Source organism: Vibrio sp. D431a, from assembly GCF_030248655.1.
Classification (GTDB): Bacteria; Pseudomonadota; Gammaproteobacteria; order Enterobacterales; family Vibrionaceae; genus Vibrio; species Vibrio alginolyticus.
This window is the reverse complement of sequence record NZ_JAHGAP010000029.1, coordinates 1-21,227: the sequence shown is the minus strand read 5'-3', so window position 1 is coordinate 21,227 and position 21,227 is coordinate 1. Positions and strand designations below refer to the sequence as shown.

At 44.7% G+C, this 21,227-nt stretch carries 19 protein-coding genes; 13 read left to right on the top strand and 6 right to left on the bottom strand.

Going from position 1 to position 21,227, the window contains the following annotated elements; all coding sequences use genetic code 11:
* The first annotated feature begins 42 nt into the window (after positions 1–42).
* The 11 genes from KJB35_RS22875 to yegS all read left to right on the top strand — a co-directional run bounded on the left by KJB35_RS22875 (position 43) and on the right by yegS (position 12,148).
* Positions 43–1,569, top strand: a complete 1,527-nt coding sequence (locus KJB35_RS22875; RefSeq protein WP_285358057.1) for an arylsulfatase — start codon at positions 43–45, stop codon at positions 1,567–1,569.
* 106 nt (positions 1,570–1,675) lie between these two features.
* Positions 1,676–2,977: an anaerobic sulfatase maturase gene (locus KJB35_RS22870; protein WP_053303500.1), complete on the top strand. Its 1,302-nt coding sequence runs from the start codon at positions 1,676–1,678 to the stop codon at positions 2,975–2,977.
* An 85-nt stretch (positions 2,978–3,062) separates the two neighbouring features.
* On the top strand, positions 3,063–4,046 hold the full coding sequence (locus tag KJB35_RS22865; RefSeq protein WP_005376549.1) for a MoxR family ATPase: 984 nt from the start codon (positions 3,063–3,065) through the stop codon (positions 4,044–4,046).
* 12 nt (positions 4,047–4,058) lie between these two features.
* On the top strand, positions 4,059–5,021 hold the full coding sequence (locus KJB35_RS22860) for a DUF58 domain-containing protein (RefSeq protein ID WP_005376547.1): 963 nt from the start codon (positions 4,059–4,061) through the stop codon (positions 5,019–5,021).
* Positions 5,022–5,600: a DUF4381 domain-containing protein gene (locus KJB35_RS22855; RefSeq protein ID WP_005376546.1), complete on the top strand. Its 579-nt coding sequence runs from the start codon at positions 5,022–5,024 to the stop codon at positions 5,598–5,600.
* A complete protein-coding gene (locus KJB35_RS22850; RefSeq protein WP_005376545.1) occupies positions 5,593–6,663 on the top strand; it encodes a VWA domain-containing protein in 1,071 nt (356 codons plus the stop codon). The genes KJB35_RS22855 and KJB35_RS22850 overlap by 8 nt, the downstream gene beginning before the upstream one ends.
* A complete protein-coding gene (locus KJB35_RS22845) occupies positions 6,656–8,386 on the top strand; it encodes a VWA domain-containing protein (protein ID WP_206954607.1) in 1,731 nt (576 codons plus the stop codon). Before KJB35_RS22850 ends, KJB35_RS22845 begins: the two co-directional genes overlap by 8 nt.
* Positions 8,383–9,684, top strand: coding sequence for a BatD family protein (locus KJB35_RS22840; protein ID WP_005376543.1), 1,302 nt, complete (start codon positions 8,383–8,385; stop codon positions 9,682–9,684). Before KJB35_RS22845 ends, KJB35_RS22840 begins: the two co-directional genes overlap by 4 nt.
* 49 nt (positions 9,685–9,733) lie before the next feature.
* Positions 9,734–10,159 carry a bifunctional diaminohydroxyphosphoribosylaminopyrimidine deaminase/5-amino-6-(5-phosphoribosylamino)uracil reductase RibD gene (locus KJB35_RS22835; protein ID WP_005376542.1) on the top strand — a complete coding sequence of 142 codons (426 nt, stop codon included), beginning with the start codon at positions 9,734–9,736 and terminating at the stop codon, positions 10,157–10,159.
* 172 nt (positions 10,160–10,331) lie between these two features.
* Positions 10,332–11,237, top strand: a complete 906-nt coding sequence (locus KJB35_RS22830) for a LysR family transcriptional regulator (protein WP_005376541.1) — start codon at positions 10,332–10,334, stop codon at positions 11,235–11,237.
* Between the two features lie 8 nt (positions 11,238–11,245).
* Positions 11,246–12,148, top strand: coding sequence for a lipid kinase YegS (gene yegS, locus KJB35_RS22825; protein WP_005376540.1), 903 nt, complete (start codon positions 11,246–11,248; stop codon positions 12,146–12,148).
* 81 nt (positions 12,149–12,229) lie between these two features.
* Here the strand turns inward: yegS and KJB35_RS22820 are convergent, their stop codons facing one another.
* From KJB35_RS22820 to KJB35_RS22805, 4 genes are all read right to left on the bottom strand, one after another.
* The gene (locus KJB35_RS22820) at positions 12,230–12,565 is read right to left on the bottom strand and encodes a NirD/YgiW/YdeI family stress tolerance protein (RefSeq protein WP_285358064.1); all 336 of its coding nucleotides are present in this window, start codon (positions 12,563–12,565) and stop codon (positions 12,230–12,232) included.
* 15 nt (positions 12,566–12,580) lie between these two features.
* The gene (locus tag KJB35_RS22815) at positions 12,581–13,228 is read right to left on the bottom strand and encodes an AcfA family outer membrane beta-barrel protein (RefSeq protein ID WP_238843164.1); all 648 of its coding nucleotides are present in this window, start codon (positions 13,226–13,228) and stop codon (positions 12,581–12,583) included.
* A gap of 165 nt (positions 13,229–13,393) precedes the next feature.
* Complete coding sequence (locus KJB35_RS22810) at positions 13,394–15,007, bottom strand: VRR-NUC domain-containing protein (protein WP_213907692.1); 1,614 nt, start codon at positions 15,005–15,007, stop codon at positions 13,394–13,396.
* 68 nt (positions 15,008–15,075) lie between these two features.
* Positions 15,076–16,308 (bottom strand): OFA family MFS transporter, encoded by a 1,233-nt coding sequence (locus KJB35_RS22805; RefSeq protein WP_005376536.1) that lies wholly within the window; start codon positions 16,306–16,308, stop codon positions 15,076–15,078.
* Positions 16,309–16,884: 576 nt separating this feature from the next.
* Between KJB35_RS22805 and KJB35_RS22800 the strand changes: the two genes are divergently transcribed.
* A complete protein-coding gene (locus KJB35_RS22800; RefSeq protein ID WP_005376535.1) occupies positions 16,885–17,241 on the top strand; it encodes a hypothetical protein in 357 nt (118 codons plus the stop codon).
* Between the two features lie 102 nt (positions 17,242–17,343).
* On the opposite strand, the gene dcuC is transcribed toward KJB35_RS22800, so the two are convergent.
* The gene (dcuC, locus tag KJB35_RS22795) at positions 17,344–18,711 is read right to left on the bottom strand and encodes an anaerobic C4-dicarboxylate transporter DcuC (protein WP_005376528.1); all 1,368 of its coding nucleotides are present in this window, start codon (positions 18,709–18,711) and stop codon (positions 17,344–17,346) included.
* A gap of 359 nt (positions 18,712–19,070) precedes the next feature.
* Positions 19,071–20,195, bottom strand: a complete 1,125-nt coding sequence (locus KJB35_RS22790; RefSeq protein WP_171345645.1) for a fatty acid desaturase — start codon at positions 20,193–20,195, stop codon at positions 19,071–19,073.
* A 271-nt stretch (positions 20,196–20,466) separates the two neighbouring features.
* Here KJB35_RS22790 and KJB35_RS22785 point away from each other — a divergent pair, with 271 nt between their 5' ends.
* Entirely contained in the window at positions 20,467–21,015 is a 549-nt protein-coding gene (locus tag KJB35_RS22785) for a GNAT family N-acetyltransferase (RefSeq protein WP_005376525.1), read from the top strand.
* The last annotated feature ends 212 nt before the right edge of the window (positions 21,016–21,227 follow it).

The following is a 21,227-nucleotide window of genomic DNA, read 5'->3' as shown; positions in this document are numbered from 1 at the left end:
GCGAATACCATTTTTACGCACTAGCGAACTCTTGGAGATAATATGAAAAATGCGACCAAAACGAGCAGTAAAAAACTCGTACTTAACGCATGTACGTTAGCTTTGGGCGCTGCATCTGCAGTTGCACATGCAGCGGACAAACCCAACATTCTTGTCATCTTTGGTGATGATGTTGGTTACTGGAACCTTAGTACCTATAACCAAGGCATGATGGCGTACAACACGCCAAACATCGATAGCATTGCTAAAGAAGGTGCGAAGTTCACTAACTTCTACGCACAGCAAAGCTCGACAGCAGGCCGTTCTGCATTCATCACTGGTCAAATGCCAAAACGTACAGGTCTATCAAAAGTGGGCTTACCAGGCGCTCCGGAAGGTATCTCGGAAAAAGATCCGACGATTGCAACCGTGCTTAAACAAATGGGTTACGCAACCGGACAATTTGGTAAGAACCATTTAGGTGACCGAGACGAGCATCTTCCTACCAACCACGGTTTTGATGAATTCTTCGGCAACCTATACCATTTGAACGCAGAAGAAGAGCCAGAGAACGTGGATTACCCTAAAGATTCGGAGTTCAAGAAGAAATTTGGCCCTCGTGGCGTTATCCATTCTTACGCTGACGGCAAAATCGAAGATACCGGTCCACTAACGCGTAAGCGTATGGAAAATGTTGATGGTGAGTTTCTTGATGCCGCAGAGAGCTTCATAGAAAAGCAAGTAAAAGCGGACAAGCCGTTCTTTACTTGGTTTAACACCACTCGCATGCACAACTTCACACATGTTCCTGAAGAATACCGAGGTAAAACAGGTGCCGGTTTCTACGCGGATGGTGTTAAGCAGCACGATGACCAAATCGGTCAGCTACTTAACAAGATCAAAGAGTTAGGTGTGGATGACAATACAATCATTGTTTACACCACTGACAACGGCCCTATGGTTGATTTGTGGCCGGATGCAGGGATGACACCGTTCCGCTCAGAGAAAAACACTGGCTGGGAAGGGAGTTTCCGTGTGCCAATGTTGATTAAATGGCCTGGAAAAATTGAGGCAGGTAAAACATTCAACGGCATGATGTCATTAGAGGACTTTTTCCCGACACTAGTTGCTGCGGCAGGTGATACCAAAGTTAAAGACGAACTGCTAAAAGGCAAAAAAGTTGGCGATATGGACTACAAAGTTCACCTAGACGGTTACAACCAACTGCCATATTTAACGGGTAAGTCAGACAAATCCGCACGAAATGAGTTCGTTTACTGGAGCGACGACGGCGATCTTGTGGCATTGCGCCAAGGAAAGTACAAGTTCCACTTTATGATTCAAGAGAATGAAACGGGTATGGATGTATGGCGTAAGCCGTTCACTAAACTTCGTGTGCCACTGATCTTTGACTTGAGCATTGATCCATTTGAACGAGGCGATCAAGGCATGGGTTATTCTCGTTGGATGTACGAGCGTTCATTCTTAATGATGCCAGCAATGGATACAGTGAAAGAGGTGATGGGTACATTCAAAGAATTCCCTCCTCGTATGGAAGCAGGTTCGTTCGTACCTAAGTCTTCTAAGTAAATTAAGATTATATAGCGCTTTTTGGAGCGCTATATACCCAAATAGCTTCACTTTTGCTGTACAGCGCTCACGAGGTTATTTGGGTATATGTAATAGTGAGAAACGTATGAGTAAGATTTCCCCTCGCCATTCTACTACTATGCCTATTGTTCCTCTTAAAACGGCGTCTAAAGCGCCGGTTCTGGGCGCGTATGACCGTCGATTCCATGTGATGGCAAAGCCAGGCGGAGCAAAGTGCAACATCGATTGTCAGTACTGCTTTTATCTGCATAAAGAAAATCTACTGCACCAAGAAAAGCAGCCAAAAATGGACGACGCAACACTGGAAGCGTTCGTGAAAAGCTATATCGAAAGTCAGGATGGCGAAGAAATTGTATTCTCATGGCAGGGCGGGGAGCCGACGCTGCTTGGGTTGGACTATTTCCGCAATGTCGTAGCTTTGCAAAAGAAACATCAGCCGAAAGGCGTTCGCATTGAAAACGACCTTCAGACCAACGGCATTTTGCTAAACGATGAATGGTGTGCGTTTTTAAAAGAGCACAACTTCCTAGTTGGCTTGTCGATTGATGGGCCACGAGAGCTGCACGACAAATATCGCAAAACCCGCAGCGGTAAGCCAACGTTTGATCTCGTGATGAAAGCGGTAGATAAGCTCAAAGCGCATGGCGTGAAATTCAACGCGTTGGTCACGGTGAATCGTCACAATGCGAAATACCCGCTTGAAGTATATCGATTTTTAACCCAAGAATTGGGTGTGACTTATATTCAGTTTGCGCCGGTGGTAGAAGCCAACAACTTCCAAACAACCGCGCCGCAGTTTTGGAACGAACAGATGATCCCAACCAAAGGCAGTGATCTGGCTAAACCGGGGCATCCAATGTCGATTGTAACGGATTGGTCAGTCGATCCTGAAGACTGGGGACGCTTTTTAATGGCGACCTTTGAAGAGTGGGTGAATAACGATCTTGGCCGTGTGCTGGTTAATCTGTTTGAAACCGCGGTGGCGCAAGTAATGGGGAAACCGTCTCAGCTTTGCGTGACGGCGGAGTTTTGTGGCAAAGGGTTGGCGATTGAGCACAATGGCGACGTGTTCAGTTGCGACCACTATGTGTATCCAGAATACAAACTCGCCAACATTCATGAACACTCACTGAATGAAATGGCCTTCTCTACAAGACAATATACTTTTGGCATGGCAAAACGCGATTCATTGCCGACGTATTGTAAGCAATGCCCTTACTTGCCTTATTGTTGGGGTGAGTGCCCAAAAAACCGTTTGATCAAAACGCCGAATGGTGAGAGTGGTCTAAACTATTTGTGTTCGGGAATCAAAATGTTCTTTGATTATGCGTTACCGATGTTGGTTGGTCTTGCACAACTTCTCCAATCTCAAGAACCGCAAAGATAACATAGTGAATATAACCTTAAGTTATTTCATTTGTTCTTATACTTAACTATCGAAAAGACGGCTTAAACCATTGAAAAGGTATCCTATGAACCACGCACAACAAGCGATAAAAGAACTCATCGAACAAACAGAAAAAAGCGTCATTGGACAAAGCCACGTGGTTCGAGCTTTAGTCATCGGGTTATTAACAAATGGGCATATTCTGCTAGAAGGTTTACCGGGAACGGCAAAAACACGTTCCGTAAAATCGTTGGCGAACTTGTTAAACACCAGTTTTGGTCGAATCCAGTTTACGCCGGACCTTTTACCATCTGACGTGACGGGTACTGAGGTTTATCAAGAGCTGGATGGCAAGCCGCAACTACACTTTCAGCCAGGGCCAATTTTTAACAGCATTGTACTTGCTGATGAGGTCAACCGTGCACCAGCCAAAGTACAAGCGGCACTGCTTGAAGCCATGGCCGAAGGCACAATCACGGTAGGCGATAAAACTCACGTATTGCCGGACTTATTTATGGTGCTTGCAACGCAAAACCCAGTAGAGCAAGAGGGCACGTACCCACTGCCAGAAGCGCAAATGGACCGCTTTATCATGAAGGTTACCGTCGATTATCCAGAAGATGACGCCGAACGTGACATCATTCGTTTGGTGCGCAGTGAAGAATTGGGTGCGGAAACCAGCAGCGAAATTATTACGCCAAAACACATTGAGCCAGACGTGGTGCTAGAAGCGCGCCGTCAGTTACCAAACATCGTGGTATCGGACCTAGTGGAAAACTACATCGTTGCGTTAGTGATGGCGACTCGTAAGCCAGAGCGTTATGCCGATTCAAACTTAGCAAAATGGATTGAGATTGGCTCTAGTCCTCGTGCTTCCATCGCACTCGACAAATGCGCTCGTGCGTATGCGTGGATGCAAGGACGTGACCATGTGACTCCTGACGATGTGCGTGCCATGGTTCCGTCTGTATTGGGCCACCGTTTTTCTTTGACCTACGACGCACTAGCAGACGGAGTCGATCACCAACGAGTCGTACAAGAGCTGCTAGATTGTGTAGAAATTGGGTAAGTGGGAGGCATTATGGCTAAGCCAACTCTTGCGCCAAAATCACAGGGGATGGATCCCCGTTTGTACTGCGATTACGCTCGTTTAGTACGTCTGCAAGCACAAGCAGAATCATTCAGTTTACTTCCTCACCTAAAGGCGGGTAGCGTACTCTCTGGCCGACACAATTCGTTGTTTCGCGGTCGTGGATTGAACTTCGAAGAGCTGCGCCATTACCAATTGGGTGACGATATTCGTAACCTTGATTGGAAAGTTACGATGCGTACGGGTAAGCCGCATGTACGCAGTTATACAGAAGAAAAAGATCGCAACGTAATCGTGTGTGTCGACCAGAGAAGCACAATGTTTTTTGCTTCGACGCAAGTAATGAAATCAGTTGTCGCGGCAGAGATCGCAGCGATGTGTGGGTGGCGAGTATTAAAAGATGGCGACCGAGTCGGTTTTGTCATCGCATCCCAGCAGGCGTTGTTTCACAGCAAGGCACAGCGTTCGCAAAACGATCTTCTGGCGCAACTTAAACGTCTCGCTAAAGCCAATCAATCGCTCAATGTGGACTCCCGCAATTCCGAAAAAGTAACGTTCAGTCAATGGATTGAGCTTATTAAACGCATGAAGCTCAAGCAATCCACTTTGATTTTTATCAGCGACTGGAGCGACTGCGAGGAGCACCACCTTGATCACCTTAAACAGCTACAACAGCACAACGATGTTCTTGCTGTGATGGTCAGTGACCCATTAGAACAAGCGCTACCAGACGATTTGGCAAAATCGAAATGGGTGGTTGGTGATGGGCAGTATCAACTCAATTTAGACAGCAACGCAAAGGTAGAAGCTGCGAGCGCAAAGCTTGAGGCTCGAACTAGCTTACAGCGTCAATCACTCTCTCAACTTATGGCGATGAAACACCTTCCGCACATCGAACTCGATACGACAGGTGAGCACATTAAACAATTCCAAAAACTGGTAGGAGGGCGTTAAATGAGTGATCTTCCTACGCCTCCGAGTACCTACATACTCAGAGAGCTGCATGATGTGGCTGTACCATCTAGCGTGAGTTGGTACCCGCAAACTATTGGCTGGAAAATTTTAGCGGCGGTTGTGCTCATTGCATTGGTGTATGTCGTATATCGATTGGCTCGGCAATGGTGGCATAATCGTTACCGAAAAGAAGCTCTACTGGCGATTTCGCAAATCAAATCGAGCGACAAAGACATGCCAAAAGTATTGTTCTCTGTGCTTAAAGTAGTGCTGATTCATATTGATAGCCGCAACGCGAAATTGTTTGATACCGCCTTTCTGCGCAAGCTCGATGCGCTGTATCCGCAAACCGAAGATTCTCAAGCAAACTCGCAAATGGTTTTTAACGATGAGCTTTCAAAGTGCTGGCTACAAAGTATTGTTGACCCAAGCGTTACGCTAACCAACGAAGAGCGAGTAACGCTTATTGCTCGTGCGAAAAACTGGGTGAGTGAGCACCGTTGTGATGCTCAAAAAAGCGCGGCAAATAAATCACCACGATTGAAACGCAAAGCACATCAGGGAGGTCAACATGAATGATCTTCTTGCATCGATAACTGGTTTGTCAGGTTTTGAATTTGCTCACCCAATGTGGTTTCTGGTTTTGCCCTTGCCGTTGGTGGTGTACTACTTGGTGCCCGCATATCGCACTAAGCAAATGGCGATCAAAGTGCCGTTTTTTAGTCAGCTGGTGGAAGCGATTGGCGAGACGCCATCAGAAGGTGCAAGCCAGTTGACCCCGAGTTGGTGGCAACGAGCAACGTTAATTCTTTCATGGCTTTTGGTGGTGTGTGCGATGGCAAAACCCACCGTGTTAGGCGAGCCTCAAGTTCGCGAGAGTTTAGGCCGCGATGTGATGGTGGTGGTGGATCTTTCGGGCTCCATGGCCGAGCCAGATTTCACCTCACGTACAGGCGAAAAAATTTCTCGTCTTGATGCGGCAAAAGAAGTGCTGTCGGAGTTTGTTCAGTCTCGTAAAGGTGACCGATTAGGCTTGGTGCTTTTTGGTGATGCTGCTTTCGTGCAAACGCCATTTACCGCAGACCAAAAAGTGTGGCTCGAACTGCTTAACCAAACCGATGTGGCAATGGCAGGGCAGAGTACCCATCTTGGTGATGCGATTGGCTTAGCGATTAAAGTTTTTGAGCAAAGCGATCAGTCGCGTGGTGCTTTAGAACAAGACCAAAACCGTGAAAAAGTCGCGATTGTATTAACCGATGGTAACGACACGGGCAGTTTTGTTGAACCGATTGATGCGGCGAAAGTTGCGAAAGCCAAAGGCGTGAGAGTACACGTCATTGCGATGGGCGATCCGGAAACGATAGGTGAAACCGCGTTGGATATGGACACGATTCATCGCATTGCGAAAGAATCCGGCGGTGAAGCGTTTGAAGCACTCAACCGTGATGAACTATCGGCTGCCTACGACGAAATTGGCAAACTGGAACCTCAACTTTACGAAAGCACCACATACCGCCCAAAACAAAGCCTTCATCATTACTTGATGGCGTTAGTGGTCATCATGCATTTGCTCGCGTTCAGCGTCGCAACACTCAAAAGAAGGGCTGTTACACGATCATCATTAGGAGATAGCGATGTTTGATTCTCTTAGTTGGACGCAATTCTTTACGCAGTTTCATTTTATTCGACCACTGTGGTTACTGGCTTTGGTCCCCATGTTTTTCTTGGTGTGGTTACGCTGGCGAGAAGAAAGCAAGCCAAGCTGGAAGGATATTCTGCCCGAACATTTACGCAATGCTTTGACGATAGGTGAGCGAGGTTGGCGTAAGCAACTGCCGCTTAAGCTCTTGATGCTGATTGTGTTCATCGCCATTGTGATTTGTGCAGGCCCAACGTGGCAACGTGAATCTTCCCCCTTTGGCGAAGATAAAGCCTCTCTGCTGGTGGTGCTTGATAACAGCGAATCGATGCTGCAAAAAGATCTCCCACCAAACCGCCTTGAGCGTTCCAAACAGAAAATACGCGATTTGCTAGCCGTGCGAAAAGGCGGAAAAACGGGGTTAGTCGTGTTTGCGGGCAGTGCTCATGTCGCGATGCCTATAACTCAAGACAGTAAAGTATTTGACCCGTTTTTGGCGGCCATTACGCCAGAAATTATGCCCGTGCAAGGTAAGCTTGCCGAAAAAGCCTTGCCGTTAATTGACCAACAATTGCAAGGTCAACCAGGCTCTACCGTTCTGTTGGTGAGTGATGGCGTTAATCCAGCCACGATTGAGCAATACCAAGCGTATTTCTCGGGCAAATCTTATCAACTGTTAATTCTTGCGGCAGGGAATGCTGACATTGTGAGTAACAACCCAATGGATTTGGATTCTCTACAAGAACTGGCTAGTCAGGCTAACGGTCGATTGGTGGAAGTGACCGTCGATAATAGTGATATCGAGCAACTGAATCGATACGTTGAGCGCAATATGCAGCTTAATGGCGAATCTTCAATGCCTTGGAAAGACATGGGGTATCAAATTCTGTTCCCAATCGCGCTGATCATGATGCTGTGGTTTAGAAAAGGGTGGTTAGTGCAGTGGTGCGTGATTGTAATGGTGAGCGGCACGTTATTGATGCCAACAAGTGCATTGGCCGAGAACATTTCAGTTAAAGCCGAGCAGCCACAAGTTGTGCAAAAAGTGACGGCTTTCGACAAGGTGGCGCAATGGTGGTGGGATTTGTGGCTAACGCCAGATCAACAAGGACAGCGTTTGTTCAACCAACAAGCGTATTTAGAAGCTGCAAAACACTTTGTCGATCCATTACGTAAAGGCACGGCGTACTACTACGCTAGCGAGTTTGAGCTCGCGCACAGTGCGTTTTTGGAAATGCAAAACGACCCGTCCGAAGAGGTTAGAGATTACGGTCTTTACAATGCGGCGAGCGCATTGGCGCGTCAGCGAGAATATTTGGCTGCTCGTGACTTGTTAAAATCCCTAGCCAGTAAGCCAACGTTGAGCGAGTCGTTAAGACCTGATGTTGAGCACAACTTGAAAGTGATTGCTGGCATCGTCGATGAGATAAATCAGATGAGTGAAAGTCAAGCCGGAACAGAGCAAGAGGCGTCAACCGAGCTAGGCGACAACCCTCAAACCGCAGAAGGGGCGGATGAAAAAACGTCAGCGGAGTTGATGATTAAAGAGACGTTAAGTGCAGACGACATCTTAGGTAGCCAAGAATTAGCCGACAAATGGTTAAAGCGAGTCGAAGCGGATCCTAAATACTTCTTAAATGCGAAGTTTCAGATTCAATTGCGTTCAATAGAAACCGGAGAATCAACCTCTACTGCGAACGAAAATACAGAGGAGGCGGTGCAATGATGAAAAGCCACCGTTTTACGCACTTTGCTTTACCCTTGTGGTTAGTTATCTGTTTCGGTTTCCTCCTGAGCAGTAGTGTGTTGGCTCAAGATATTCGTGACGTTCAACGAGAGCATGGTGTTGAGTTACAAGCGTGGGTTGGTAAACAACCAACGGCTGGAGAGAAGCGGAAAACACCAAGTTTTAGCGTCAATGAGCAAGTTATTTTAACCATCGAAGTGGCAACGCCGCGTTGGTTTACGGGTGGTACGAGAATTGGCAATATTGAAATACCCAATGTTATCGCCAAACAGCGTAATCAACTAGCAACCAACTTTACTGAGCAAAAAGAGGGACAAACTTGGTCGCGTCAACGCTGGGAAGTGACTTTGTATCCTCAAGCTTCTGGTGATTTTGTGATTCCACCTGTCGCAGTGGGCGTTCAGGTGTCGGCGCCGGACGGCGAGAAGGTGTCAGGCACACTTTACACCCAGCCGATTAAGTTCAAAACCGTATTGCCATCGGGCCTGCTGAGTGGTGAGACACCTTGGTTTTCTGCAACAGATGTAGAGGTAAAGCAAGAGTGGGATACCTCCACTGAGTCACTCAAAGTTGGGGATGCAATCACGCGTAAAATCACCATTTCGGCTCAAGATTCACTATCTGTATTGCTACCAGACTTGTTGAAAGGAGAATCAACAACCCGTTATCAAGCGTATCCTCAACCCCACCGTTTGACAGATACGCAAACACGTGGTGATTACCAGTCAACACGCACAGAAGAGAGCGTGTACGTGATTCAACAAGGTGGTGAATTAACCCTGTCGGATTATGAGTTCCGTTGGTGGAACAGTAAGACTCAGCAAGTGGAAACGGTGATGTTAGAGGGCAAAACTTTTGCCGCGAAGCACACGTTGAAGTCCTTCATCAGAACGTACTTTGAATGGATTGTTTCCACGCTTGTGTTGCTGGGTTTTGTGATTATTTCATTGGTAGCCATTAAACGTTACTACCGCAACAGACCGACACCAGCATGGCTGACGTTCCACCGTTTGTTAAAGGCTAAACGTTGGTCTGAAGCAAGGACCATATTGTACAAACAATTGCGTTTAAATACGGCCGAGCTAGAAATGACCAAAGCCGATACGAGTGAATCGTGGCAAAAAAGTGCGTCGCGAATGCAAAATGGTGAAAATAGCGCTCATTTACTGAAGTCGATGTGGCGCAAAGTCCAGACCAAACAAAAACGCTTTAAATTCCGTATTCCGCGAGCGTTACCAGAACTGGACAAAGTCATTGGAAGAGATGACAATGAATAAAACGGGGCGCTAATATAGCGCCTCGTTTTTATTAGAGAATAGAGTTCAAATGAGCCAAGAGTTTATGCGCCGCGCATTGGAAGTGTCCAAAAATGCGCTTCCTGAATGTCAACCCAACCCGCCGGTTGGCTGCGTGTTAGTGAAAGACAATCAAATCGTTTCTGAAGGTCATACTCAAGCGATTGGTGGCAATCACGCGGAAGTGGAAGCGCTGAATGCGTATCAAGGCTCGTTAGAATCGGTGACGGCATACGTTACGCTGGAACCGTGTTCGTTTGTTGGTCGCACGCCAGCTTGCGCGGTGACATTAGTCAAATCCGGCATAAGCAAAGTCGTCGTAGCCATATTGGACCCCGACCCGCGCAACAGTGGTCGAGGTATCGAGATTCTAAAACAAGCAGGTATAGAGGTAGAAACGGGTTTGTGCGGCGAGGAAGTCAGCGAGTTTCTTACCCCTTACCTAGGCAAAGCCTAAGTCAAGCTTTACGTTGCACTATGGTGCCAGTTTATGTGGTGAATGAAGTGCGTCAAAATTGAGTTAAAACTCATTAAAACAAGCGATACCGCCCATTTATTGCACTTGGCTACGTGAAGGATCATGCTGTTAGATTAAAATAGAGAAAGTGACTTTTGAAAAATTTAATAGCATGAAACCGACCGACCTTAATCTTATTCCCATTTTCACTGCCATCTATGAAGAGCGTAACTTGTCTCGGGCGGCGGCGCGTTTAAACATCACCCAGCCTGCGGTGAGTAAAGCGCTAGCAAGGCTACGTGATATCTACGATGATCCATTGTTTCATCGTTGCGTTAAAGGTGTCGAGCCTACCTCGTTTGCGATGGATATTTATCCTGCTCTTCTAGCTTCAGTACAAAATTTCACTTCGACATTATCGGCCTCTAGTGAGTTTGACCCTAAAGTGTCGAATAGAGTGTTTTCTATTGCCTGTGTGTCCGTTGCAAGCTTTGAGTTGCTACCTCAAGTCATGAAACAAATCCGTGTGTCGGCGCCAAATGTTGCATTAGAAGTACATCCGCTTTTTACGGAAGATTTTGAAAGTGATCTGCGGTTACAACGATACGATTTGATCATTGATATCACACCAAGAGCAAGAACGGTGTTAAAACTGGAAACTGTACTTACGGAGCGTTTGGTGGTGGTATGTAGCGAAGCGCATCCACGCCTGAATGACGAGATTACGGCTGAACAATTTTTTGAAGAAGAACACGTAGTGGTTTCGCAGTGGCAGAGTCGTAAGAGCTTGTTAAACGCCGATGACATTGTCGACTTGGATAAGAGAAAGATTAAGTATCGAGCCTCAGGCGTACTAGAAATGCTCCCAATTATTTGTGGTAGTGAATACATTGGTTTAATGCCAGAGTCGATGATCAACTTGTTCAATAACACCTATCATGTTAAATCTTTATCAATGCCATTTGATGAACAAATGTATGAGCTTTGTACAATCTGGCATCCTAGTCGCACAAACGACAGCGCCCATCAGTGGTTACGTTCACAGATTAAGCAAGCAGGAAAAGTCATCAACCAATAGGAAGTGCAATGAAAAAGACAATACGTGCCATCCTTAACGGAAAAAAAGCTGGGAATCCAGAGTTAAGAGATGCAATCATGAAAATGAGAGAAAAAGGCATCGACGTACAGGTGCGTGTGACGTGGGAATCTCAAGACATGCCGCGGCTAGTTAAAGAAGCGGTTGATGAAGGCATTGAACGTATTGTTGTCGCTGGTGGCGATGGGACCGTCAATGAGGCGGCTTCTGCGATTATTCAAATTGACAAAGAAAAACGCCCTGAGTTAGCCATTATTCCCCTTGGTACCGCCAATGACTTTGCTACCGCTATTCAAGTACCTAATTCCATTAAGGCGTCTTTATCTCTTGCTGTTGAGGGGCAGTCCGCTTTGGTCGATTGCGTCAAAGCGAACGATCGCTGCTTTATTAACGTGGCAACAGCAGGGTTTGGTGCAGAAGTTACAGCAGAAACGCCTGTTGAACTCAAAAACTTTCTTGGCGGCGGAGCTTACACGTTAACTGGTGTTATAAAAGCACTTGGCTTTAAACCATATGACGGAACAATAAAGATTGAAGGTGGCGCGTATCAGGGAGAAATGTTGCTCGGTGCGTTTTGTAATGGGCGCCTTGCTGGAGGTGGGCAAGAGTTAGCTCCAAAAGCGATGATTAATGATGGGATGATGGATCTAACATTGGTGCGCCCATTTTTACCTCATGAGCTGCCTAAAGTAATCGACGAGATCAATAACCCGAGTGAGAAAGGAGAGTTTGTGAAGTACACTAAAGCAAGCTGGTTGGAGATAGATTTTCCGAATCCATTGCCTCTTAATTTAGATGGAGAACCTTATCATTCGAGAACCATTAGATTTGATGTTCAGCCTAAGAGTATACGATTAGTCGTACCGCAAGATTGCCCTTGCTTGACTAGCTAAACGAGCGTTTTCCATGATTATTGCGTAACACAGCCACTAAAATGTGGCTGTGTTATTTGTGTTGAGGTATTAGTCAACTTCTTAACGTTTTTGAATGGTCTCAACGTCTATTTGCGTAGTTGTCCAATCTGAATCAACCTCTCCTCGAATCATTACGGTATCTTTTGGTGTCACTTCTTGACCCATCCAATCTTCGTTGTCGATCTCTACTTCGATCTCACCAGTGTTGTCTTTGAACAAGTAAGTCTCGTTACCAAATGATTGAACAATATGCCCGGTTAGCACTACAGCGCTGTCGTCGGTTGCGTTGCGCGCCTCTTTCACCGTATTGATTGCACTGACTTCTGGACCATTAAACGCGGCGAAAACCGAGCTTGAAAGTAGGGCAAGCATGGATGTTAACAATACTCTTCTCATTATCATCTCCTTATATTAGAAGTAATAAGTTGTGCCTACGTTAAAGGATGCAGTGTTCGCGTATCGGTCTAGTTGATATTTTGCGTTTACACCTATGGTGAGCTGCGGGAAAATTCTGTATTCCGCACCCACTGAGAACATTGCGCCTAGCTCGTTGTTTTTCTCCGAGCTATGGAAAAGCGTGTTGGTCATTTCCACATCGTCGTTCGTGACAAGTTCGTATTCTTGATGTTTAGAAACCTTGGCGTTGTATTCCGTGTACGTTAGACCCGCTTTGAATTTTGTTGTCCATTTATCATTTAATGCATAGTTAAACACAGGAGCCAACGACACTTGCTTGGCTTTGATTGACGCATCCCAATCCATTTCATGATGGTAATCTTTGCCATCGATTGACTTGATACCTAGGTTTTTTGAACGACTATCATCAAGGTCAAACTGGCTGTAACCCAGTTCCAATGCCCAGTTGTCATTAAATGCGTAACCGACAAAGCCTGAGAAAATACCGTCTTCAAGCTCAGGGTTGAGTGTTACGTTGTCAGTTGAAAAGTGAGGTTCCAAATCATGGTCAGTGGTGCCTAGTCCATATTCCAGACCTACATAAGGAGCCGCAGATACCGAAACTGAGCAGGTAACAAGTAACGCAAGAAGTGTTTTGTTCATTTTATTTTGCCTCTTCAAATCAACTTAGTGAGTAGAAGCGCATTTTGTGTGAAGAAGCGTGAAGCGATCGTGAAGAAACGAAAAAATGTTTAGAAAAAAGAGCAAGGGGCGATAACCGAGGGGCGGTTTGAGTGAACAAACACCAAGCTCTTTATATAGAGTAAGTTAAGTTGCTGCGACGTAACACACCGCAAACGGGACATTAAGGCGAGTAAACTCTTTGATCCAACGCCATTGGTTATCCTGGAGTTTATCGCCTGGCCCTTTTACTTCAATCCATTCGAACTCGTTTCCTCTAAAAGCAATCAGATCAGGCATCCCATTGCGGTAAAGCTTTAGGTCACTCAATTGTATTTTAAATAGCGCCATCAACATGTTAGTTGGGATTGTATCGAGTGCCATTTCGAGTAGCTCTTTACTTATTAAGCTCCAATGCACAAATGGATTGCTGATACCAAACTTCTCATCGTACTTTGTCAATAACGTATGAGTGTTACCCGTTTCCAATTCGTCAAACGCCGCATCTATCAAAGCTTGGCGCTTGGTAACAAAATCAGAATGGTACAAATCCAGAGGACGATGTTGATAGGCATTGATGAATGCGCCTTCGATGGGAGCGAAAATCGCATCCCAAAAAGTGAGACCAAGTAATGCATTAAGCAGTGCATTTTCGGTGTAAAATACTGTCCAGCCTAAGGACTCAAAATACGCTTTGCTGGCGAGTTCGACTCTCTGTTGAGATAAATCCAGTTCAAGGCGGTATTCCGTACAGGTTGGCTTCGTCACTCTTGGCACTTTCTCGCCTTGTTTTCGTTTTAACCGTTGCTCAAGTTTTTGTGCAACTTCGAGCTCAGACACATCGATCGGTGAGTTAAGCATATCTGTGACAATGTCACCAAATAAATCATCATGGTTTAATTTGTCATAGATACGTGCGCGTCGTTCTCGGCTCGGTGTGAGTTGAGTTTGGCCAAATAGAGATAGGGCGGTCTCTAGATCATTAAGCCGTTCGTAATCACGTGCTATGTCATTCAACATGTGCTCGCGTTTACGATCTACGTAACGGTGTTTAACGGGCTGAGGCATTGCCTCAATTAATAAGTCGAGATTGGCTTTGTCTTTTCGGTCAAATTGCCAGTACAGGTTGGCCAACTGGCTCAGTTCAATTAAACGGTCTATTTGCTCACGTGAATCAAAGAAACGGCGCACTTTACTCAATTGATATTGCTCGAACTGATGCAAACCTAAGTCATCAAGCACAAACTGACTTAAGTCTTGATGGGTGTTGGCAAAAAACAGAGTGAGCAACACGTCGATCATATGAGCTGAATTGAGTTTGACGATCGTAAACTCAAGCTTCTCTATACGATCAAATTCCGTATTACTCAAACGTTCGACAAGGGCGTCTTTCTTGAGTGATTTCGGCAGTTCGGGATAAAGCGCAGAGATTTCTGGTTTGGTCAGTAAATTGGCCGCTAACTCTTGATGAGAAAGGGGTGGGGAAAGGGCTACAAACTCATGTTGACTCAATTCCGTCAGCGCTTCATTGATAGAAGGTATTTCTTGATAACTCAGCTTATCACTTCGAAACCAACATCCCTTTCGGCTGTATAAACGTACCAAAAGGCACTGGGCGTGTTTGCTCAAAGAATCAAACGAGCAAAGCCATGCGTGTTCTTCCTTGGTCAGTAAATCGCTGTACCAAGTTACTGCGTGATGAGTCAGCTTAAAGAAGTTCTCTAGATAGTAGTCTGGTGCAAGTTCGATAGGGCTTTCCATAAACGACCGATAACAAAAAAAGGCTTAACCCATAGGTTAAGCCTTTTTGCTATCAAATCAATTCGCAATTATGCGTTTTTTAGCTGTGCTACTTTCGCTTCAGACAATGGCTTAGTGATGAACGCAAGTACGATACATACTGCCATCATTGCTGAAGAAATTGTGTAAGCCAAGGTGTAGCCGTCGCCATTTGTCATCGAGAAACCAACAACCGCTGCGCCGATTGCACCACCAATACCCCATGCTGTGTAAAGCACGCCGTAGTTAGTGCCGTAGTTTTTCAGACCGTAGAACTCAGCCGTTAGAGTAGGGAATACCGCTAGAAGTGTACCGTAACCTACCGCTGCGATTGCTGTACCGATGATCAGTGTAAACTCAGAGTCGAACGTCGCGAACAGTACCATGTTTACGCCTTGTAGAACGAACGCAAGTAGAAGCGTACGAACACCGCCGATTTTATCTGCAAGCATACCCGCGGCAACACGACCGCCAGAGTTGAATACAGCAAGAATAGACGCTAGGTAAACCGCGTTTGGCAAGTTTGCTTGAACGCTTGCGATTGTCGTGATGTTACCAATGATCATTAGACCAACAGAAGCTGCAAACGCGTACATGATCCATAGAGAGTAGAACTGTGGCGTTTTCAACATTGCTTTCCAAGTTAAGTCATCTGACTTTTTCACCGCTTTAGGTGCTTGGCCTTCTTTTACTTTAGGCTCCGCAGGTGTGTAGTCTGCTGGTGGGTTGTTGATGGTTGCTGCAAGAGGAACCGCAATCGTTAGGATACCAACACCAAGAACCATAAAGCTAGTTTGAATGCCCATGCTGTCTATTAGCGCAGAAGTTACTGGCGCGAGGTAAATAGCCGCTAGACCAAAACCTGCCGCAATAATGCCGTTAACCATACCTTTCTTCGAAGCGTGGAACCACTTCATCGCAGAAGGTGATAGGCATGCGTAACCAAAACCGATACCTGCACCTGTGATCACGCCGAATGTAATGTTCAGCATGAGTGGAGTGTCAACAAAGCCAGACGCGATCATGCCCAGACCTGTAAGAACAGTACCTAGGATAAGGATCATTCGAGGGCCCATGCGGTCTTGAAGAATACCTGCAATAAGAAGACAGATAGAGAAAGTGATGGTTGCAGTTGCGTAAGGTGCAGAAGCTTCTGCAGCACTCCAGCCTGATTCAGTTACCAGTGCCTTGTTGAATACACTCCAAGCATACAGGATGCCAAGACAAAGGTTGATACAGAACCCTGCTAACAGGATGCGCATAGCTTTATCAATCTTGCTCATTTTTATTCTCAGTTTTTCCTCTTATTGGCAATGCCGCAAAGAAGGTTGGTTTAAAGATGTTTTTTCTCAAAATTAGTTTGCGTTTTTCAACGTTTAACGCAATGAGCGCGGATTATAACCAATAAATATGTGATTGGAATCTCTTTTTACGGTTACTGATAAAATAATTTGCAACATTAAAAGTGGATGTGAATTCATGGTTTTGTATGTAGTAAGAACGTTGTAAAAAAGTGATATTTTTTGTTCGCTAATAACGAATGATGAGTCAAGACAGAGAGGTTTTACGCTGTTGAGTGCACAGTTCACATTTCAAATAAAAAATTTCAAAATGTTTCCATGTTAACCGTCTGTAACAAAAATGGCGAATTTATCATCTAACTGTCGTAAGTATCAGATGCAAAGGGTTTCTTAATTTTTAATTGTTAACCTTTTGTAATAATTGAAGCTGATTAGCTTTTATGTTCATTAAGTGAGCAAAAAAGTAACTTGTAATTGCTGATTTTAGGCGCAGAATATAGTGAAAAATGAGTTTTCATTTATGAAGGGATGCTTTTTAGATTTGTTGTGAGGTGACTTATGAAACTGTTCCTATTACTCATGGCTTCGGTATCCGCTGGTATCGCATCAGCAGACCACATCCATTCATTTATGTTGGGCTTATCTATTGCTTCTTTAGCGGTAGGTAGCTGTTATTTCTTCGCATTTCGCAGCTCGCGCTTTCCACAGCTTGCTTTATTCCTACTCATTTGCGGTATGCTTTCTAAGTTGACGATAACCGTAGTCGGTGTGATGTGGGGAATGTCCGCGGAATTAATCACGTCTCCAATCGTATTCGCACTTTCATATTTATTCTTTTCGCTTGCCGTTACCTACTTATGGTTTAGCTACAGAGAGAGCATCACTAAGATTCCTGACCGATTTAAGTCAGCGTAAATCAACACATTAGAATAAAAAAACGCCAGCACATTTGCTGGCGTTTTTAATTAAACGTAATTTTGTTCGGATATTGCTTTTAGTTTGATCGTGGCAATACCGTTAGGCACTCATTGGAACAAGCACCATAGTACCAATAATCACCGTGATAAGGCCTGCTAGAACTGGAACGGATGTGCGTTTTACAACCTCAAACGGGCTGATGTTTGCCATACCTGATGTCGCAACGATTACGCCAGATACTGGTGAGATAGTGCGGCCTAGGTTTGATGCTTGAAGCATCGGGATAATTAGGAAAGCAGGGTTTAATCCCATTTTCGCAGCCAAAGATGGTGCTAACTCCACGAACGCATAAAAAGGCGCGTTACCCGAACCCGTTGCAATTGCTGCTGCAACTGTCAATGCAGTTAGAATAAGCATTAAAGCAACGCCGCCTGCACCAGCATTATCTGCTAGATGAAGTAGGTTATCGATAGCTCCGATAGACATCAGACCTTGTGCAAAAACCCCTGCGGCAACCAAAAGCATCACAACGCCTTTGAACGCGTCAGCCATGCCTGCGTAACAAGAATCTAAATCTTCTAGTGATTTCTTACCATCGAACTTATTTACAACATAATGGATCAGAGCTCCAAGGAAAATCGAACCAACCACAATAGTGTAGATGTCTAGACTAAGTCCTGGAATGGTACGACCGTTGAATAGGAAAACGCCGATGATAGGTAGAAAAGGAAGAGCTGCATAAAACGCTGGTGCGTCAGCTTTGATCTCTGATACATCAATTTTTTCCATTGGTGTATTTTCTTTCTTATCTAAGTATTTGTTCCAGAAGAACGCTGCCGCTGCCATGACGATGATTGCGCAAATAGAAACAGGCAACACAGTTTGTACCGCAAACACATCAAGCTCTAAACCAGACTTTTCTGCTGCGATAACAACATCACCAGAAGTAGGAGAAAGGATGATTGCCGCTGGAGAGGCACACACTGCAACGGCTGCTGGACGAGAAATGCCCATCGCGACCATCATTGGGAATAATGTCGCCATTAATAGTACGCCAAGGCCTGTTGCAGAACTTACCGCAAGAGACATTAAACACGCCACAATGTAAGCCGCTACCAAAAGGACGTAAGGAGACTTGATGACAGAAAGCGGTTTAGAGAACTGTTTCACTACCACGTTGTTCGCGCCGATATGAGTCATGTATGACGCAAAACCACAAAGCAGCATGATTTGCATACCAAGACCGCCACCGCGGTATTGAAGCATGTATTTCACGTATTCAAGCGCATCTGTCACCATGTTACCAGTTGAGGTGATTTTTGACGGCAGCACGTCGTGCCCCAAAACGCCAGTCATAAGAAGTAAAGCAATACCAGCGGTCAGTAACACGCCCGCAGCTTTATAGCCTTTGACAATAAAGTAACCCACCGCAATGGTAACCACTAAGCCAATTAAGAGCTCTAACATAGGGATCTCCGAATGTTATGTGAAAAAGAAAGAAACTGTTTCAGTTTATGACAAGGAATTTACAGAATTCTTAGCTGTGGCACGAGACAAATATGGGGCTTGCATGATCTGAGACAAATAATAATTTAATAAATAATTTCGTTAGATTGTATTGTTGGAATTTGGTTTTCTAAGTGTTATGTGCTGGTTTGAAGCTATTTATAGGAAGGAAAATATGACTAGGAAAGTGAATGAATAAAGAGTGAATTGATTCACAATAGGAAAAAGACTTTACTCAGTAAGCAATTATTGGAAAACACTCTTCACAACAAAAAAGCTTCGCCGAAGCGAAGCTAAGTAATCGTAAGAATGAGGATAAACTATGCGTATCGACGAACCATAAGGTTCCAACTACGCTGCTGCCGTTCGAACTCTGCTTTAATTTGCTGGTACTTCATTTTCGTTACAGAACATTCGTATTTTTTTACCACACTGGCAGTTTTGGCACCGAGTACTTCTTTGCGCATCTCGTAGTATTCCTGCATGTGATGAACTAAAGTATCAAACTCGTGCTGTAGCTGATCGAGGATTGTTTGCGTGTTCGGTTTCGATTCTAGCTTTTCTCTTGCTTTCTTCAAAAGTTGACTCGCACGGGCTTTTTCAATTCTAAATGTAGGCGTTGTGCGCAACTTAGATGTGAGTCCTAGCCAAGAACATGACTTTATCAACCACTTCGTTGGGTCGTAATGCCACCAATACACGCCATTGCGATAGTCATTCTCGAAAATATGATGGAAATTATGGTAACCCTCTCCAAATGTGAAAAAGGCGAGTACACCATTATCGCGAGCAGTGTTTTTGTCTGTGAAAGTTTGCTTACCCCAAATATGTGCGAGGGAGTTAATGAAAAAAGTCGTATGGTGACTCATAAAGAGTCGAGCCGCACCAACGACCAATAACATCCCCCAGATATCACCGTAGATCAGTCCGAGCATGACTGGGAAACCAATATTAGTCAGTAGGGCAAGTGGAACATAATACTTATGCTGCCACATGACGATTTTGTCGCGCTTTAGATCACGGCAGTTTGTATATTCGTTTTCCTTTGATTTATTGTAATCACGTAACATCCACCCAATGTGAGAATACCAAAAACCCCGCTTGGCTGAGTACGGATCTTTACCGTTATTGTCGACATGTTTGTGATGCACACGATGATCAGAAGACCAATGTAATGCACTATTTTGCAAAGAAAATGCTCCTCCAATCGCAAAAATGGCGCGCAAAATAGGATGAGCTTCGTATGTTTTGTGGCTCCAGAGACGATGATAGCCTGCTGTAATAGAAAGGTTAGTAAAACTAAATGCAATCACTCCCCAAATTAGATGTTCCCAACCCAGTCCAAAATGATATGCATACCAAGGCATTACAATAAAAGTCAGAACAAAACTGGCAGAAAATATTAATGTATTCAACCAGATAACAGGTGGTTTGTTTTGAGTCACAGGTGTATCCCTAACTTTGAGCTAACAACTGTTCGCCAGAATATCAGCGTACACATGTAAGTCAAATTAAAGTTAGACAAATGTGACTATTCCTTTGGGTGTAGATTAAGGAACTTGATGGGATATTTTGCTTTTAATTGAATAATGAGTAGTATTAAAAAATGAGCTCTGGCTTAAGGTGTATAAAATCTGCCAAGAAACAAGTGTTATAAAGGTGGAATATACCGAGACTCTATAAAGAAGCAAAAATGTAAGAAAATAGGAATACGTAATGGATTTACGATTAGCGGAATATAAGGACTACGAGCGCATTGCGCATCTTCATGCGGATAGCTGGAAGCGTCATTACCGTGGCATTCTTAGTGATAACTATCTTGAGAAAGAAGCGATTGACGACAAACTACTGATTTGGCAAACCCGTTTGACCAACCCACCATTCAATCAGCACATTGTCTTGGCGGAGGAGGGAGGTTTGCTACTTGGCTTTGTTTGTGTGTTCGGCAACCATGATTTCGAGCGTGGAACCTTTATTGACGCATTGCATGTTGATGACAGTTACCGTGGTCGTGGGATTGGTAAGCAGCTATTACTTGCTGTCGCAGAATGGCAACAGCAGTACTTTAAAGACACAGGTCTTTATTTAGAAGTTGTGTCGCAAAACATTTCTGCGATTGAATTCTATCGCCACATTGGTGGTCAAGAGGATCAAGAGCGAACTTGGCGCGCACCTGATGGCAAAGAGGTGTTAGAAAAAGTATTCCGTTGGAAGAACGCCCAGTCATTAGTTAGTGGGATTGAGGAAAACGTGATTTACTCCTAACCTAGCGTTCTAAAACATTAGATAAGAGCAGTCTCAACACTGCTCTTTTTTGTTTTCAGCCCTAAACCACCTACTTCAGTAGGTGGTTATCATCCGCTTCGGCTTTGCCTGTAAAACTACTCATGCTAAATGCATCTTTGATTTTTCCAGAAGTCAAAGAGGACGAATAACATGAGTAGATACAATCAAGCTTCCCACGTACATTTAGTTGT